Raw genomic sequence first — 18285 nt, 5'->3', positions numbered from 1 at the left:
GTAACGTGGTAGTGAGCGTCGCGACGGTCACTCCGTGACCGTGACCTCGCGAATCTCGTGATCGTCGGCGGTGAAGACGCCCACGTGCGAAGCGTCGGTCGTCACGAACTCGCCGACCGGCTCCGTCACGGAGACGGTGATCGACTCGCCCGGGTCGAGCGTGAACATCGTCGCGTTGAGTTGCCACGTGCTTTCGTTGATCCGGGCGTTCTCGACGTCGACGCCGAACTCGCTCGAGACGACCTGCTGTGCGGTCTGCGAGCCGTCGTTACGGATCGTGTAGCTGAGTTCGACGGTGCTGTTGCCGATCTCGTAGTCGGTACCGGACGTGAGCGTGAAGTCGGTGACGTTGAAGTAGACCTCGTCCTGGAGCGTCACGTCGGTCGGGCCCGACGCGTCGGCGACCGTCGTCCGGTCGTAGTCGGGTGCGTCGACGACGAGGTCCTGGTCGAGCGTGTTCGGCACCGACGGAAGGGTGTACTGCCCCGTCTCGTCGGTCGTCGCCGAGAGCGTGGTCCCGGCGATGGAGACCGTCGCGCCTTCGATGGGATCGTCGGTCACCGCGCTGGTGACCTGCCCTTCGATCGCCGACGTGCTCACACCGAGGTTCGCGTACGCGGAGTCGAGCGTCATTCCCTCGTACGTGTTCGCACCCAGTTCGCCGTCGTCGGCGGCGAAGACGAAGTAGCCGCCGAACGGACTGACGTTGTCCGCGGTGTTCATCGTCTCGACGCCCTGGAAACCGCCGTCCGGTAGCATCGGCGACTGCGCGGGTTCCTGAATCCCCATTACGCTCTCGATCGACGCCGAGGACGTGAACGCATCGCTCGGCGTGTCGAACTCGGCGGGCGCGACGAAGTTCCAGCCCTCGTCGATCGGCTTCGAACCGGGCGTCGCCATCCCGTCTTCGCCGGGCGTGCCGGCAAAGGTGATGGAAACGTTAGTTCTGGCGTTCGTGCTCACGACGATCGCGTCGAGCGCGCCGATCTCGTAGCTGGAGTTGACCAGCGACCAGCCGTCGGTTTCGGTGTCGAACGCCCAGATTTTCGCAGCGTCGGTCTCGACGACGTCGCCGACGGTCCCGCCCTTCACGTCAGCCGGGATGCCGAGCGCGAACGACTCGTCGGCCGCCATCTGGAGGTCGAACGTCGGCGTCGAGCCGACCGCGACGTCGTGGGTGACCGGCGTCATGTTCTGATCGATCGTCACCGTCGACGTCGCGGGTCCGTAACTCCCGGATTGTGCCGTCACCGTCCACTCGCCGGGAGCGGGCGCGACGAGCTGGTAGTGACCGGAACTGTTCGTCGTCGTCTCGACGGTGTTGAATCCGTCCGTCGCGGTGACGGTGATGCCGCCGAGGGCCTCGCCGTCGGTGTCCGTCACCTGCCCGGAGAGATCCCCGCCGACGATTTCGGTCCCCCAGACGTCGGTGTCGTCTACGTTTCCGCGCTCGTCTTCGAGGATAAGCGCTTGCTGGGCCGTGTCACCGACCCCGTACTCGTAGCTCCACGGCGCCGGCACGGTTCCGAGGTGCAGCGAGATGTTGAACGTCTCGCTCTCACCGGGTCCGAGCGACACGGATTCCGTGAAGGCGCCGAGCGGCTCCAAGTTCCAGACAACGGTCCCGTTCTGGGCCTCGTCGGCCGGGTTGTGAACCGTGATGTCGTTCGTCCGCATCTGGCTGCCCGGCAGGGCCTCCGTGAGCGGGTCGTGTTCAGAGATCTGGAGGTCGGCGAGGGCTCCGGCGTCCTCGACGAGTTCGGTCGATCCGACCGAGACCGTCGCCGATTCGTTGTGCCCTTCGAACGTGTGTTCGAGTTCGACGACCTCGCCGACGGCGCCGTCGACGGTCACGTTCAGCGCGAATTCGCCGGTCTGTCCGTTCGGCGTTTGCTCGGTGACGTCGATCGTCTGGCCGAGCTGAATCTCGGTCGGGCCGTACGTGCCCGCGCTCAGAGTGAGCGTGACGTTCTCCTCGGCGACGTCGGCGTTCGGCCCGAGCGAGACCGTGTAGTTCTCCAGGTGCGCCACGTCGGCCGAAAGCGTCGCGCCATCCGTCGCGTTCAGCTCCGACGGGAGCGGTTGGAGCGCCTGCAGGTCGACGCGACGGTCGAGCTGGATCGTCTCCGTCGTGTCCCCCGAAAGGGTAACGGTCGCGTTGTTCGAGACGTACCCGAACGCGTCGGCGGCCGTCACCTCGACGGTGTCCTTGGCCACGTCGAACGTCGCAGTTCCGTCGGCCGCGTACTCGGTTCGGCTCGCGTCGTCGAGCGTGACGCTCGCCGCGGTGCCGTCGTTGACCAATTGACCGCTATCGACGACGGGGTTACCGTCCGGGTCCTGGACGTCCACCGTCAGCTGGTTGCTGCTGGCGTTTAGCGCCGTGATCGCCGAGTACGCGTCGACGATCCCGTACCCGTACCGGGCGTCCGCCACGGTGTCGTCGTGTAGATTGACGATCTGCGCCTGTGAGATCTGCCCGGCCTGGTCGAGCACCGCCGGACTCAGTGCGTCGGGAGCCGGCTTCGTCGCCGTCTCCTCGATGGTGTCCTTCAGCTCGTTCGGCGTCGGATCCTGCTCCTGGGCCGACAGCACGAGCGCCATCACGCCGCTCACGTGCGGCGCGGCCATGCTGGTTCCCGAGTACGCGCCGGAGTAGGTGTCCGTGCCACCCGGAACGCTGCTGTACACGTCCACGCCTGGAGCGGCGACGTCGGGCGTGACGTACTCGTCCGGCCAGGACTCCGGCGCGATGAAGCCCCACTCCTCGGACGTGTTGATCTCGGTCCCCGTCGAGAAGCCGGCGACGGCGCCGGTCGCGTCCGTCGCCCCGACGGCCGTCACGTTGTAGACGTTCCCGGGCGTTCCTTCGGCGTTCGGTCCGTCGTTGCCGGACGAGGCGACGACGTGGGTGCCTGCCGCCTGTGCGTTCTGTACCACGTCGACGTAGACGCCGGCGTAGCCGCCGCCACCGAGGCTCATACTGATGAGGTCGGTGTCCTCCTCGACGGCGTGTTGCATCCCTGCGACGATAGCGGCGAGCGTCGTCCCGCCGTTCGGGTCGGGGAAGACGTTGATCGCGTACAGGTTCGCGTCGGGTGCGACGCCGATGTGGACGCCGCTCTCGTTCCCGCCGAGAATCGTCCCCGCGACGTGCGTCCCGTGGCCATTGTCGTCGTGCGGTCCCACGTCGCGCTGATTGCCTTCGAAGTCGAAGGCCGCCCAGTTCGACTCGTTGTAGTCGTCGAACTCCTGGTGGTCGGCGTGGATCCCCGTGTCGATGACGGCCACGTCGACGCCCTGCCCGGTCGCGTCGAACGCCTCCCAGGCCGCCGGCGCGTTCACCTGCTGGAGACCGTAGGTGGACACGCCGTGGTCGGCCGGTTCGACGGCGTCGGTCTGAACCGGCTCCGGGTCGACCTGTTCGACGGCGTAGTTTGGGTGGAGCGCCGTCACGCCGTCGACCGTCGTGAGGCTGTCGAGTGACACCTGTGAGGTGTCGACCTCGACGAGCTTGGCGTTCGTGATCCAGAAGTCGTTTATCACCGAGACGGCGTCGGAATCGGCGGCGAGTTTGTCGAACCCGGCTTGCGCGAGTTCGGCCTCACGCTTCAGGGCGACTTTCGAGTCGCCCGTCGGCGCCGCGCCATCCGTGGCGGTCGCGAAGTTCTCCGACGTCGCCGCGTCGAAACGGACGAATACCTCGACCGTCTCGCCGCCGCCCGCGTTCGATTCGAGTTCTGACGCGACCGTGACGTCGGTCCCGGTCTGTGTCTGTACTGCGACGTCCTCGTCGGCGAGTTCGACCGCGTTCTCCCCCGATTCAGACGGATTCGTCGCGTCCATCGGTCCCCCCGCGGCCATGGCAACCGGCGATAGAAGCATCGCGAGTGCCACGATACCGACGAACACGGTTGATATCGTGCGTCTGTTTGTCATAGAGACAACCACACATAGAAGAAAGAGTATCCATCTTATATCTTCCCAATTGATAGTGCGTTTAGTCCGGTTTGTTAAACCGAAGAGCGATTCTAGTCGTTAGGGGAATGACCCACACACCCAACTCGGCACGGTTCGACGAACGGTACGTTAGTTGTCTGATAAATTCGGGTACGACGCGGTCGAACTGGCGCGGAGAGCCGTCAGGCCATCTCGAAAAGACGCGGTACGTGCGGGAAACGGTCGCAGAATCGGTCGCTCTCGTCAGTCGCTCTGGATGCGCGGCGCGAGCATGTAGGTGACCTGGCCCTGCCCTTCCGCGAAGCCGAAGTACATCTTGATGGGGAACTCCTCGCCGAGGTCGGCGGCGACTTCGGCGTCACGGGGGATGGCCTTGTTCATGTCTTTGAGGTAGTCGAGGCTGAACAGTGAGTGTGCGGAGCCGACCTCGAGGTCGATGAGTTCGTCGGCGGTGAGTTCTAAGTGGACGTCGTCGGTGTCGCCCTCGGCGTCGACGTAGAAGTACTCCTCGGCCTCGTCGACGCCGAGTGCGATGTGGTCGGAGACCATGTCCGCGGCGGTGACTGCGCGGTTGACGTCTTTCCCTTCGAGGACGACGCGAGCGGGCAGGTCGAGGTCCGGGATGTCCGGCTCCTGGCGGATGGAGTCGGGATCGATCAGCGCGAGGGTGTACTCGAGCCCCTCGATCTGGGCGTGGAGCTTGCGGGTCTCCTCGTCGAGTTCGAGCTGGACGAGCTGGCCGGATTCGGCCATGCCGGCGATGTCTTCGAGACGAGAGAGGTCGACGCCGATGAGGCCGCCGTCGGCCTCGTAGGACTCGAACGCGTCGGCCTCGAGCGAGAGATCGACCATCCCCACGTTGGCGGGATCGACCGCCCGGATCCGGAGGCCGTCTTCCTCCAGGTGTATCTTGCACTCCTCGACCAGCACGCTCACCGAATCCAGCGCGCTCGAGAGCGTTTCCGCACTCACGATGGCCTTGAACATATGCGTCGGGATACGGAGGGTCCACATAAAAAGCCCTGCGTTCTCGCGCGGGTGGTCGACGTCCCCGACCGCGGGGCGGCCGCCGACCATCGGCGGACTCTCTCCGGGCCGACGGGCGTCGCCGTCGAGGCGATACGGACCGACGGGGGTCGCGCTCCCGCCGAGCCGGAGCGACCCGATTCGGGGGTAGATTCAACGGGGCGGCCTGTGAACCCACACGGAATGACGACGCGACCGACGCCTCGGCGGCGAGTTGCACCATCTGTGGCCAACGAATACGGGGGTGAGCGACCGTGAGCGCGAGTGCGACGACCCGCGGCTCGCGGGCGTTCGTCGCCGTCGGTGTCTGCTGGTTCGTCGCGTTCAACGCAGCCGTCCTGGCCGGTACCAGCCGCTCGGCTGCGACCGTTCTCGGCCTCCACGGCTTCGTCTTCGCCGTGATCTTCGGGAAGGCCTACGCGCTCGTCCCCTCGTACTTCGACAGGCAATTGCGCTTTCCGCGGGCGCCGCTGGTCCACCTCCCGCTCGCGGTCGTGGGCGTCGTCGGACTCTTCGGCGGCCGACTGACTCCCGGCGATCCGCTGTCTGGCTTGCTCTCGACGGCTGTCGTCCCGGCGGACCAACTACTCGCGGTCGGCGCCGCCGCCTGGCTCGCCGGCGTCTGCGTCTTCGTCGCCAGCCTCGGCTGGAGCCTTCGGGACAACCTCACCGGCGCGGAGACGGGAACGGCAGGGGCGAACCAGCACCGACGCCGGGTCGACCGTGCAGCGAACGCCGTCGTCCCGCTCGTGGCTCTCTACCTCGTCTGGGGGAGCCTCCTGCCGGTCCTCGACGCGTTCGACGTCCGTCCGGCTCCGCTCGTGCTCGACCTCGGCCCGCTCTCGTCTGACCCCGTCGCGGTGACCCTCGTGCCGACTGGACCTGCGGCCTCGCACGTCCTCGCCGCCGGCGCGGCCACCCTCATGCTCTTCGGCGTCGGCTTCCGACTCCTCCCGCGATTTCTCGTCGGAACGCCGCGCACGTCGCTGGTCGTCGTTGCACTGGCGACAGGTGCCGTCGCACCGTTCTTCCTCGCCGTCGACTTCTACGGCGGCACCCTCTTCACCGCCGGCGCGACACTGCTCGCCGCAGCGATCGCCGCGTACGCCGTCGTCGTCCTCGAACTCGTCGTCACCAGCGATCGCCGCCGTGTGGGCTTTCCAGCCATCGCTGTGGGTGCCGTCTTCGGGCTCGCCGTCGTCGCGCTCGGCTGGGGGATGGGCGTCCACGGCCTCGACCCGACGCTCGCGGCCGCCCACTATCGACTCGCCCTCGGCGGGTTTCTCGGCCTGACGATCGTCGGCGTCAGCTTCCAGTTCTACCCGCCTGCGATCGGCGAGGCACCCGGCGTCGGGGACCGCGGCGCGACGGTCGTCATCGCGGCCCTCGCGGCCGGGTTCGCCATCGAGGCGATCGGCGTCGGGCTGGGCACGATCGATCCCTGGTCTCCGGTAGACGTGCTCGATCCCGGGTTCGTTCGGACCGCGGGCGCCGGACTCGTCGTCGTCGGATCGCTCGGCTACGCGTGGATCGTCCTGTCGCTCTTCGAACAGCGACGATGAAGACCGTCACGTATCGAGCAATCACGTTCGGCCCAACCCTCAGGTAGCCGGCCCGCGACGGGGCACGTATGGCGACAGACCACGACGCGACCGAGCAACCCGTTGCCCCGACGGAACGCGTGACGCTCGACGAACTCGACGGCCAGCCTCACGCCCACTGCTTCGAAGAAGAGCCGATGACGGTCCGGCTCTCGCTCGATGCCGGCGAGTCGGTCCCGGCCCACCAGCACCCTGACAGACGGATCGTCCTGCACCTCGTGGAGGGCGCGCTCTCGGTGACGCTGGGTGACGACGAACACGAGGTCCGCGCCGGCGAGGTCGTCCGCTTCGATGGAAACCAGGACGTCTCGCCGGAGGCGCTGGAGGACAGTACCGCGCTGCTCGTGCTGGCGAAACGAGAGTCGTGACGGAGACGGGAGTGAGAACCGGCGTGCGTCGCGGCGACCTCGTCGTGGTCGAATTCGGTCCGACGCGGAGTCCCCGACCTACGATGGTACCGGACGATCGACCACGAGCGGTCGACCGGGCGCCCGGATCCAGCCTGGGGCTTCCGATCGGCGTCATGCGACGACAAGCTATCCGACGAACGCCTCGACTGGATCCGTTCGGAAGTCCCGATCCCGGTCGCTAGCCTGCGACCTGCGCGATCGCCATGGCTTCGCGATAGCACGCGAACGCGAGGAGGAGGTACCCGCCGAGTAACAGCGCCCACTCGGATTTCGAGATCGACCACTCGCGTGGCGACCGGACCCGGTCGAAGGATTCGCTCCACCGGGGTCCGGACGACTGGTGCCAGATCATCACGCCGCGCGTCGCGACCACGATCGCGACCATCGCCGTGAGCTCCATCGGCCCGCTCCGTTCGACGAGGACGGCGAGCGAGGGTTCGATGCGCGCCCCGCTCCCCACGACGAGCGATCCGGTCCCCCACACCGCTCCGTACCGGGGCGCCTGGATCACCTGGAGGACGTACCCCAGTGGCGTGTTCACAGACCGGAGCGTGTTCGCTCCGACGGCGATCAGCGAGACGCCGACGTTCCATCCGAAGAGCGTCAGAAACTCCGCCGGAACGCTTCCCGCGTAGTCCGCCGTGGCAGCCGGATTGCCCCCGCGCAACACTCCCTGCGGAAGCAGGTAGTAGCTCGTGACCCACGCGCCGGTGAAGACGAACGCGACGATGACCCACAGCGAGGCGAACCGGACGAGAACGGAGTCGGCGTTGACGTACCGGCCAACCGTTCGCGAGAGTCGCCCGAGCGCGCCTGCGGCGTCAGTGTCGGTCCGAATATCGGTCATACCGCCTTACTAATGCATGTGGGTAATAAGTCTGTCTGTGGGAGACACCTACATCCGGGTAGTGCTCGGGGTTTTGGCCATACACCCGAACCCGCCACCGCCTCGCTCCTTCAATCGCTGCACTGAATAGCACCTTCGTCCGGGGCGAAACGGCTTTGGATATGAATATGGTATGAATTTGCATGGACGACACCGAGAGACGCACGGTCGGCTCGCGGGGCCAGATCACCATTCCGAAAGAACTCAGAGAACGATTCGGCATCGCGGGCGGTGACGACGTTCGCGTCCGCGAAGCGGACGGGAAGATCGTCGTCGAGCCGACGCCGTCACGGGCGGAACTCGCCGAAGGGTACCGACGGCGGGCCGAGCACCACCGCGAGCTCGCCGAGGAGTTCGCCGGGACCAGTCGCGAAGCGAACGACGTGCTCGGCGACGTGCCAGCCTGGGAGGACGAGTGATCGATGTCCGTCCGTCGGGGCGACCTCGTCGTGGTCGAGCTGGATCCGACACGAGGGTCCGAACAACGGGGAACGCGACCCGGGCTGGTCGTGCAGAACGACGTCGGTAACGAGAACGCGCCGACGACGATTATCGTTCCGCTGACGACGGCGTTCGACGACGAATTGTTTCCCTTCGAGGTGTTATTGCCCGCCTCGGAGTGCGCCCTGCGAGCGGATTCCGTGGCGAACTGCAGCCAGATTCGAACGGTGTCGATCGACCACCGCGTCACGGAGCGGATCGGATCGATTCCGGACGATCGGCTGCAAGCGGTCGATCGGGCGCTCGAGTACAGTCTGGGCCTCCGGACGGTGTGACGCCCCCGACCGGATCACCCAGGAGAACGGTTCTCGACGGCTAGCGGAACGGGAGCTACGACTAGAGGAACGGAATGGGCGGCGCCGCGTAGATGTCCGTAACGCCGAGGTAGAGGGTCACGAAGACGCCGGCGAGCACGAACGTCCGGATCGACCACAGCCAGGCCGTCGCGAATGTCTCCCCGCCGCCGGTGCCCTTCTCGATCTCGTCGACGGCCTCCGGGCCGTACACCCAGCCGACGAAGATAACGACCAGCAGGACGGAGACTGGGAGCAAGACGCTGTAGGCGAGCGAGTCGAACCAGCCGAGCCAGGCGGTGTTCCACGCCGACAGCGTCCCGAGTGCGAAGATGGCGCTGGCGAAGCCGAACGCGGTGACCGGTCGGCTGTAGCCGTAGTTGTCGACGACGTACGAGGTGGCGACCTCCAGCAGACTGATCGCCGAGGAGAGCGCGGCGATGAGCACGACGCCGAAGAACGCGACGCCGAACACCCGACCGGCGAGGCCGAGATCCGCGAACACCTGCGAGACACCGACGAACAGCGCGTCCGGACCGCCGCCTGCTGCCACGTCGGGGACGCTCCCGAACTGGACGAACAAGAGCGGGATGACGACGAGACCAGCGAGCAGGCCGACCGCGGTGTTCAGCACGACGATGAGGCTCCCGTCGGCCGGGAGACTGTCGTCGTCACCGATGTAGGAGGCGTAGGTGATCATCGCCCCCATCCCCAGCGACAGTGAGAAGAACGCCTGGCTGACCGCGAACGGGACGATGCTCCCGAGATTGTTCGCCAGGTAGTCGAAGTCCGGCGAGAGGTAGTAGCCGTACGCCGGTCCGGAGCCGTCGAGCGTGAACGCGTAGATGGCGAGCCCGACGAGCATCACGACGATCGAGGGAACCATCAATCTGGTCGCCTTCTCGATACCCTTCTCGACGCCGAACGCCACGATGACGGCGGTCGCCGCCATGAAGAGACCGTGAAGCGCGATGGCCGCCCACCCCATCGAGACGTCGCCGAAGTGGCCGGCGGGATCCCCGAAGTAGGCGCCTGTCGCGCTGTCTGCGATGAAGCGGATGACCCAGCCGCCGACGACGCTGTAGTACGAGAGGATCCACAGCCCCGTCAGCAGCCCGATCACGCCGACGACGGTCCACGCCGGGTGTTTCAGCCGGTCGAACGCCTCGACGGCGTTGATGTTCGCCCGGCGGCCGATCACGAACTCACCGAGGATGGCGGGGAGGCCGATGAGGAACGCGGCGACGAGGTAGACGAAGACGAACGCCGCGCCGCCCTCTGCCGATGTCTTGAACGGGAACTGCCAGAGGTTCCCCAGTCCGACTGCGCTGCCCACGGCCGCCAGGATGAACCCCAGCCTGGTGGCCCACGTTTCACGTTCTGCCATGGTGTGCGACGAGTACCCGAACGAGGGGTAAAAACCGCACGCCAGCGGAACCGACTGTTATCACGACACGAGCTACCGATACGCACGACGCGTGTCCGCTCGTCGCTGCGAGAGCACGTCACCATCCGGACTACGGCCTGTACGCTGCTCGGTCCACGGGAGAGGATTCGACCCAACCGCAGAATTCGTTTCTCTACCGATCCGATTCGGAGACTCACTCTACCCCTAATACACCGCTTCGAGATCCGAAAGGGGCACCCACTCGGACGTTCGTTCGACGTCCACGACGGGTAACGCCGCTTCGATCCGTTCGAGGAACGCAGTGAGGTAGCGCCGATTTGTCGCCCCGATCTCGGTGTTCTCGAACCAGATATCACTCATCGGCGCCACAACAAAACTAGTAACGTACTCCGCGTCTGTGTTGTAACGGCCGGTATTCTGCCCATGTAGTGCCGAAAGATCTAGCGGATCTTGCGCTGGGGCGTCCTCAACTGGCTCGCCCTTACGGTATGAGACCGTATTCTTGTGTTTCGAGGCTGCGACGTCACCCTGCTCTAGCCGCACCGTCACCTCGGTTTCGTCAAACTCGATGCGGGGAATCCACCGCGCCTCTGATCCGTCGATTCGAGCCGACTCGCGGAACGCTTCGACGGTGATTCCTGATTCGTCTCGTAATTCTCGCCGGATATGGCCGCGATACTCGTCCACGTTCACGTCGACCGGAAGGCGTTGGCCCGGCGGGAATCGGCCGATGGCATAGGTGATTTCCGTGGGGACGAAGAAGCTCCCGAACGTCTCGAAGAGCCTCTCGAACAGGCTCACCATCTCGGTAGCCTGTGCCTCGCAGGTTTTCACCCTCGAAGGGACGATAAACTCCCAGAACATAACGTCCCGGTCCGGGCGGAGTGCAACGTGATCCCGATTCGCTTGACTCATGTTAGACCACCGTGTGGACCCTAGTCTGTGCGTTCATAGAACGGTTATTAATATCGCTTCCGCGTACGTCGAACATTGATAGTTCCCGTTTCTGTGTTCCTGGAACCGAGATGATTCTCGTTTCCGCGTTCGTCGAATGAAGGCGAACTTCCCGGAAGTACGCCGGGGTATCGGGGGTTCCAAGATATGTATTTAGGGCCTTGTTTAGATGCTCGTCACCAGCACGGAGCGCGCTTCACTAGTAAGTTCTAGGGTCCTAGCAAACGCTGCTACTTGTCGAATGTACTAGGAAATGAAGCGGGTAGCTTCGGTTGTGCCTACGAAGATTGCCCGCTTCACGAAGCAGGTTGTGTCGCTCTCACAAAAAGCCGTCGCTGGAGCGCCAAGACCGGCGTTTCAACCGGGTGAGGGCGGCTATGCCGACTGGGTAATCGTGACAATTCACGGTCTCAAAACCTACCTCGATTTGCCGTATCGACGGCTGCTCGACGTCCTTGCAGAAATGCCTCGAATCGGTCGAATTCTCGATTTAGAACCGGCTGAGTTGCCCGATTTTACCACCGTCTGTGCGCGCATGCAGCCGCTGAAAATGCCGATCTGGCGCGACTTTCTCCGCCTGTCGGCGCAGTTGCACGACACCGGCGACATTCAGGCGATCGACGCAACCGGAATGGATCGCATCGCGGCGAGTCAGCACTACGCCAAACGGACGAATTACACCTTTAGAGCGGTGAAAACGACGGCGTTGATCGACTGCGAAACTGGGGTGATTCTCGACATTCATTGCTCGATGAAACAACCTCACGACTCTCAGATCGCGTGGCAACTGCTCACGCGGAACCTAGAGAAACTGACGATACTGACCGCGGACAAAGGTTACGACTGGGAACTACTTCGTCATAAATTGCGATCTGAGGGCGTTACACCGGTGATAAAGTACCGAGAATTCGGTTGGCACGGCATCGCAAACAATGTCTTGCTCGACGATACGACGTACCATCAACGATCGAATATCGAAGCGACGTTTTTCGCGCTCCGGCGAAAATACGGTGAGATCGTGCGAGCTCGAACCTGGTTCGGCCAGTTCCGCGAACTCGTCCTGAAATGTGCCGTCAGAAACGTCGAACTAGCGCTTGACGCTGCTACTGGCTGATTTCAGCCGTCTAAACAAGGCCGTATTTAGTTCAGACACTGCATCGTCCAGTTCCGACGCTCCTTTCTTAGTTTGGACTTCGAGGACAGCATCCTCGCGGGCGACATCATCGGCGTTTTCGAATTTGTCGTTCATGCTATCAACTTGGCGGCGCCAAAAGCCACCTCCGAGTGGCGTCTCGCCACCCGCGGTTTTCACGTCGACGTATTCGGTCTGCCCATTTCGGGTGATACCCAGGTCGTAACCACCATTACCCGGCTCAACGGCCACCTCTGCACCGTCGTCCGCGTATCGGACGGCACTCCTGGCCTCGCCGATCTGACCCCTGATCTGGGCCGCATCTGCTCCGTCACCGGTGATATCCGTGACGAGCCCATCTGGTTTCGTAATTCTTGGGTGATTTGCAGCCTTGTGGACGTTTGTGAGATACCCAGACACACCCCACGAATCGAGTCCACTTTCTCCCAGTGCGAGATTCTTTCGCCACTGATCGAAGTCGGGACTACCTTTGAAACCCGGCTGATGATCCATCCGGACGAACGCCTCGAACGCCTCGTCGTCGAGGTCGTCGACGAGACGGATGCCGTGCCCGCGCGTCGATCGGACGAGCCGCTGAGCGCGCAGTTTCGGTTGGCCTTCGAGTTCGTCGATCTTCTTGACCGCGCGATCGATCTGGTTGTACGAGCTGATCGCATCGCCGTCGGCCGCCTTGAGCGTCGCCCGTCGGTATCCTTCAGCGACTTCGCCGGAGCCATCCGCCAGCACCTCCAGCGTCTCGTCGTCGAGGTGTCTCGCGTGTTTCGCTCGGCGGAGCAACTGACCGCTGGTCTGGACCGACCGGAGCACTCGCGAACTGACCTCGCGACTCACGCCCGCGCTCTTGGCGAGCCCACGCGACAACTGCGTCCGCGCGAATTTCGCCTGCGTCTCCGTCGTGTGCTTGACCCGACCAGCGAGCTTCGCCGCCCGGTTGATCTCGCCCGCGTCCAGCTTGCTCGCGATTTTCTGGAAGCGCTTCGTGTTCTTCACCGCCTTCACGATCGCGCCGCCCGGCACCAGCGCCTCCAGAATGAACCAGGCGACGTAGCCCTCGTACCACCCGATTCGGTACTCCTGGTAGAACTCGCTGCCCGGCGCGTGCGGGTTGTTCTGCTCCTGCTGGGCGTCGATCGCCCCTGGCAGCGACGCGATCACCTCCGTGAAGTTCGTGATCACGTCGACGATCTCCGTTATCGCCGTGATCGTCTCGACCGGCTTCTTGTACAGCGCCAGCAGGAAGCCGTAGATCTCGCCCGCACCCGACGTCAGCCCCGAGAGCACGCCCATGTAATATTCGACCGTCGCGTGGCTCAGGCCCTGGGCGCGCAACTCCTCGGAGATCTGCCCCATGAGGTTGGTCCGCTCGTAGGCCACCACCCGCTCTACGTTCCCGTTTCGATCCGCCGCGGTGACCGCGATCGTCGACCCCGAGAACATATCGCCAACCATCTCTGCCGCGCCGATCGTCACCGCGCTGTCGATCGGCTCGCTCGACACGCCGTCCAGTGAGTGGGTCTCCCTGACCTCCTCGTTGTACAGCACCTCCGACTCCGCCAGCCCCGCCGGATCCTCGACGTAGTACTCCGTGTGGTACGTCCCCTCGAAGATCGGCTCGCCGTCGTACGACGCGTCCCAGACCTCGATCGACGGCGGCCGAAGGTCGTACAGCCTCGGATCGTACGCGCCCGTCAGCGCTTCGCCGTCCGACACGCCGCCGTCGCCCGTCGTGTCAGTCGCCTCCGGATCCGTCCCGTAGCGCAACTCGTCGGCGTCTGAGAGCCCGTCACCGTCGGTGTCCTCGACCAGCGGGTCGGCAAAGACACGTGTCTCTTCGAGGATATCCTCGTCCAGATCGCCGATGTCCTCTGCCGCGTCGAGTTCCTCCAGGAACGTCTCCGTCTGCTCTTCGTTCGTCGCGTACGTGGCGAGCCAACCCTCGGTCTGCTCGGGGTCAGTCAGCCCGTCACCGGTCGAATCGACACGGGCGGGGTGCGAGTAGGCCTGGGAGACGTACCCGCGCAGTTTCCCGCCGGAACTCGAGTGGACGTAACTGACGGCGATGTCGACCTCATCGTCGTCCCGAAGGCCGTCGCCGTCCGTGTCCGCGACCGTCGGATCGAGGGCAAGCGGCGAGAACAGGTGCTGGCCCTCCCCCGCCGCGGGCATGTGCAGGTCCAGTTCCTCGGCGACGTCCGGAATCCCGCTCCCCGCGCTGTCGACGAGGACGCTCGCGTACTCCGCCGACAGCGTCGCGCCGTCGGCGGCCTCGAACGTGATCGTTACCTCCTCACCGGCGTACTCGCTGATGTCGGCAGACACGTCCCGCCACTCCCCGCCCCGCGTCGTCGCGGAATCGGCCGTCGTGACGTTCGTCTCGTTCGCCTCGAAACGTTCCGGACAGAATCCGGACGGGCAGATGACCTGGACGTCCTTCGTCGTCGCGTCGCTGCGACCCTCGTCGTCGGTGACTGTGAGGGTGATCTGTTTGCTCGTCTTTCCCTCCAAGAACGCCTTCGTGACGGTCGGACCCGTCTCGTCGTCGATAGCTCCGCTCCACAGGTAGCTGAGCCCCTCACCGGACGAGGATTTGCCCGACCACGTGTACTCGTCGCCGTAGTTTGCCGTATCCGGGCCGGTGATCCTGGCGGTCGGGCCGCTGGGATCGACCGGTGACCCGCTTTCCTCACCACGTTCGAACAGGACCCGCGTCTCGCCGTCTTCGCCGGTGACCGTGATTCTCGCGACGCCCTCCGGCTCGACGTCAGTGCGCACACGCGAGTTCAGTTCGGCCGACTCGACGCCCTCGGCGATCGAGACAGTCCGATCCATCGTCGAGGTCCGTGCGTCCATCGGTTGCGGATCAGCGGGTGACGGCGTCTCGAAGGGGCCCGCCGACTCGTTCGCCTCGTAGGGTTCCGGACAGGAACCGGAGGGACAGATGACCTGGACATCCTTCGTCGTCGAGTCGGTCCGCCCCTCGTCGTCCGTGACGGTGAGGGTGAACTCGACGGTCATCGGCCCATGGAAGAACGTTTTCGTGATGGTCGAGCCCGTCCCTTCGGCAGCTCCGGTCCAGTGATAGCTGAGATCGTCGCCGGACGAGGTCGCGCCCGACCACGTGCGTTCCTCTTTAAAGTTGACCACGGACGGGCCGGTGATCTTGGCGGTCGGGCCCTCCGGGTCGTCACCACCACCGCCACCGCCACCATCGTCCGGCGGGTCGCTCTCGAGGACTGCCAGTCCATCCTGCTGGGAGACCGATCCCGCGGTGTCCCAGTCGCTCACGGACTGGAAATCGTCGAGGACCGGCCACCCGGCCTCGATGAACTCAGACGTCGAATCCCGAATCCGGTCGGGATCTACCACCGCGAACCGGGAGAACGAGGTGACGTTCGCACGGGCCGTCGCGTTCGCCGCGTCGACCTCGGTTTCGAGCGCCCGCCAGCCGTCGTCACCCTGGCCCACCCCGAGGTGGACGATCGAGAGGTTCGCCTCGGCGTCGAGACGCGACGCGTCGAACGGAATCGAGACCGTCGCGTTCTCGAACGAACTCGCGTTCTGCACGTCGACGATCGGGCTGGCGTACGCGCTCGTGTTCCCGTCGGGCGTCACGTTCGTGACCCTGACGTCGCTCGCGTGGAGACCGAGCCCGCGAGCCGTGACGGATGCGCCCGACGCCTCGTCGTCGATCGTGACCTCCTGCGGTTCGTCCGGGTCCGGACGGTCCGGAACGACCTCATCCCGATCTATCTCGATTGTGGCGGACGTCGAGGTCGTCCGGTCACTGTCCTCGCGCATCGCGGTCACCGTGACGGTCACCGCTTCGGTGTCCCGGTCGACGACCACGGGCGCTTCGCCCGTTGCGAGCGATCCAGGTGGTTGACTCCCGTCGAACGAGACGGCGACCGGTTCGGAGTCCCCTTCCAGCGCGACTTCGGCGTCGTACGCGTACGACCGAACGCCAGAGAGGTGGGCTTCGATCGGAACCAAGATGGAGCCGTTGGTTTCGATCGGCCGACGATGGTCGACCGAAAGCGTCGGCTCTACATCGGCAGCGACGACATCGATCGCTTTCTGGGCAGCCGTCCAGGCTGTCTTCTCGAAGTACGTCGCGAGTACGGTCCGCCCCATCCGATAGACCGACTCGTTCGCCGCCGAGGCGTTCTCCGGGATGGACTCGTTGCGCACTTGCTCGGCGCCCGCCAGCGCCAGCGACGCACTCATGAGTTTGAACTGGGCCTGGTCGTACGCGTCCGTGCTGTAGATCGTCTCGTTGTACGTCTTGACCACGCGATAGCCGTCGTCGACGGCCAGCTCGGCGGTCCGCTGGGTCGCCTCCGAGAGGTCGTCACTCGCGTTCTCCAGCGGATCGTCTTCGTCCGCGCCGAACTCCGTGGCGAGCGTCCGCAGACGTTCCTGGGCGTCGGTCGCGTTCTCGTACGCGTCGACCGATGTGACGCGGTTGGCCGACCGGTACGCAGCGGTCGTTGCGTTCACCGACGCCGTGACGTTCCCGAGTTCGTCGGCCCACTCCTCGTCGAGATCGAGTTCGTCGAGGGTCGCGGACGCCGCCAAAAGCGCCTCGACGCTCGTGTTGTAGGCGAACTCGTCCGTGGCCGCGGCGAGTCTCGCGTTCCACGCTTCGACGGAGGCCACGCTCGCCGTCGAGTCGCGACCGTCGGGGAACACGATGCCGTCGCCGTCGATCAGGTCGACGAGCTCCGGAGAGAGGTTAGCCTCCTCCAGGATCGCCTCCCGATCGAACGTGCTGTTTGGAGCGTACCCGAGCGGCGGGCCGCCGACGAACGGTGATCCCTCAGCATCGACTGGTGTGGCGCGTGTTGCCCCGTCGGCCGGTGTGGCGTCGGGCGAGACGAACGGGTGTCCGGTCGGTCCGTAGATCGAATCACTGGACGGTTCGTAACCCGACTGGTCGGCCGTTCGGTAGAGCGAACGGACGTCCTCGCGACTGTCACTGTCGAACGGATCCGGCCCCGCGGCCAGCACCGGCATCGCGACCAGCGAAGTCGTGAGCAGGATCGCGAAGACGACGCTGACAGCCGTCCTGGTAGATATTTCCACACGCCTCGGCCGATTGGCTATTTTCATGAAACTCTAGTTACAGTAACTATATATAGAGTTTATGGATCTACATCTTTTATATAAATTCTAACTCTCCAAGATAAATCGGCGAGACAGCCACAGGCAGCAAGAACAATCCCTGTCGACGCCTGGGATCTCAATTCCAATGAGTGCAAACGAAACAGGGGCGCGTCGACGGAGCAACCGGCCTCGCTCTGAACGTCGTCCCGGGGTCGTCCCCAGCTACGATCGCCCAGTATTCACCGCTCGAACAGCCCCAGTTCCTGCACCGACGGCAGGTGCCAGCCGCGCGTGACGGCGACGAGTCGAGTTCCGACGGTGACGGCCGCACAGGCGCCGGCAGCGGTTCCGTCTGCAACGCCGAGGGCCCCGGCGAGCAGGTACGCCGTCCCGCCGAGGACCGCACAGCTCGCGTAGAAGTCCTCGAAGAGGATGAAGGGGGCGCGATCGAGGAGGATGTCCGCGGCGGCGCCGCCACCGGCCGCGTTGATCGTCGCGATCGCGACGACGCCGAACGCCGAGACGCCCGCCCCGGTCGCGACGATGGCGCCGGTGGTCGCGAAGGCGGCGAGGCCGATGGCGTCGGCGACGAGCGTGATCGGGTGGGTGTCCGGCGAGGCGAGGACGACGCGAAGCGCGATCGCCAGTCCGACCCCCAGGATGCCGAGGGCGATCTCGACCGGCGACTGGAGCGCGAGGGGCACGCGCATCACGAAGAGGTCCCGCGTCGCACCGCCGGCGAACGCCATCGTCAGACCGACGATCGTGATGCCGAAGAGGTCGAACTCCTCGCGGATCGCCTTCGACGCACCGACGAAGGCGAACGCGACCAGCCCGATCGTGTTCATGACGGCGAACGGATCGCCGAACAGGACGGTGACGAGGTCCTGGCTCACTGTCGCTCGCTACGGACGGTCGTCTCTTGAGTGCACCGTCCGAACGGCGTGTTGCCGATAATCGGACGGGGGCAGGCGGCCGGGTCGACGGCGA

General features: G+C 65.0%; 12 protein-coding genes. 5 read left to right on the top strand and 7 right to left on the bottom strand.

Features of this window, described 5'->3' with window-relative positions; all coding sequences use genetic code 11:
• Window positions 1-27: 27 nt before the first annotated feature.
• Together NO366_RS03505 and NO366_RS03500 are read right to left on the bottom strand one after the other, a co-directional pair.
• On the bottom strand, window positions 28-3846 hold the full coding sequence (locus tag NO366_RS03505; RefSeq protein WP_256532936.1) for a S8 family serine peptidase: 3819 nt from the start codon (window positions 3844-3846) through the stop codon (window positions 28-30).
• A 357-nt stretch (window positions 3847-4203) separates the two neighbouring features.
• The gene (locus NO366_RS03500) at window positions 4204-4947 is read right to left on the bottom strand and encodes a DNA polymerase sliding clamp (protein WP_256532935.1); all 744 of its coding nucleotides are present in this window, start codon (window positions 4945-4947) and stop codon (window positions 4204-4206) included.
• Window positions 4948-5240: 293 nt separating this feature from the next.
• Between NO366_RS03500 and NO366_RS03495 the strand changes: the two genes are divergently transcribed.
• Window positions 5241-6548, top strand: a complete 1308-nt coding sequence (locus NO366_RS03495; RefSeq protein ID WP_256532934.1) for a hypothetical protein — start codon at window positions 5241-5243, stop codon at window positions 6546-6548.
• A gap of 68 nt (window positions 6549-6616) precedes the next feature.
• Window positions 6617-6955, top strand: coding sequence for a cupin domain-containing protein (locus NO366_RS03490; protein WP_256532933.1), 339 nt, complete (start codon window positions 6617-6619; stop codon window positions 6953-6955).
• 220 nt (window positions 6956-7175) lie between these two features.
• On the opposite strand, the gene NO366_RS03485 is transcribed toward NO366_RS03490, so the two are convergent.
• Window positions 7176-7844 carry a hypothetical protein gene (locus NO366_RS03485; RefSeq protein WP_256532932.1) on the bottom strand — a complete coding sequence of 223 codons (669 nt, stop codon included), beginning with the start codon at window positions 7842-7844 and terminating at the stop codon, window positions 7176-7178.
• 182 nt (window positions 7845-8026) lie between these two features.
• Here NO366_RS03485 and NO366_RS03480 point away from each other — a divergent pair, with 182 nt between their 5' ends.
• Entirely contained in the window at window positions 8027-8302 is a 276-nt protein-coding gene (locus NO366_RS03480) for an AbrB/MazE/SpoVT family DNA-binding domain-containing protein (RefSeq protein ID WP_256532931.1), read from the top strand.
• A gap of 3 nt (window positions 8303-8305) precedes the next feature.
• On the top strand, window positions 8306-8659 hold the full coding sequence (locus NO366_RS03475) for a type II toxin-antitoxin system PemK/MazF family toxin (RefSeq protein WP_256532930.1): 354 nt from the start codon (window positions 8306-8308) through the stop codon (window positions 8657-8659).
• A 61-nt stretch (window positions 8660-8720) separates the two neighbouring features.
• On the opposite strand, the gene NO366_RS03470 is transcribed toward NO366_RS03475, so the two are convergent.
• Both NO366_RS03470 and NO366_RS03465 read right to left on the bottom strand, forming a co-directional pair.
• Complete coding sequence (locus tag NO366_RS03470) at window positions 8721-10064, bottom strand: sodium-dependent transporter (protein ID WP_256532929.1); 1344 nt, start codon at window positions 10062-10064, stop codon at window positions 8721-8723.
• Between the two features lie 225 nt (window positions 10065-10289).
• A complete protein-coding gene (locus NO366_RS03465; RefSeq protein WP_256532928.1) occupies window positions 10290-11000 on the bottom strand; it encodes a hypothetical protein in 711 nt (236 codons plus the stop codon).
• A 292-nt stretch (window positions 11001-11292) separates the two neighbouring features.
• Here NO366_RS03465 and NO366_RS03460 point away from each other — a divergent pair, with 292 nt between their 5' ends.
• Window positions 11293-12153, top strand: a complete 861-nt coding sequence (locus NO366_RS03460) for an IS5 family transposase (RefSeq protein WP_256531445.1) — start codon at window positions 11293-11295, stop codon at window positions 12151-12153.
• Here the strand turns inward: NO366_RS03460 and NO366_RS03455 are convergent.
• Both NO366_RS03455 and NO366_RS03450 read right to left on the bottom strand, forming a co-directional pair.
• Window positions 12127-17274, bottom strand: coding sequence for a hypothetical protein (locus tag NO366_RS03455; RefSeq protein ID WP_256532927.1), 5148 nt, complete (start codon window positions 17272-17274; stop codon window positions 12127-12129). The genes NO366_RS03460 and NO366_RS03455 overlap by 27 nt on opposite strands.
• A gap of 260 nt (window positions 17275-17534) precedes the next feature.
• Window positions 17535-18191 (bottom strand): trimeric intracellular cation channel family protein, encoded by a 657-nt coding sequence (locus NO366_RS03450; RefSeq protein WP_256532926.1) that lies wholly within the window; start codon window positions 18189-18191, stop codon window positions 17535-17537.
• Window positions 18192-18285: the final 94 nt, after the last annotated feature.

Source organism: Halovivax cerinus, from assembly GCF_024498195.1.
GTDB lineage: Archaea > Halobacteriota > Halobacteria > Halobacteriales > Natrialbaceae > Halovivax > Halovivax cerinus.
Note: the sequence above shows the minus strand (reverse complement) of the source record. Positions and strands in the feature narration are given on the sequence as shown.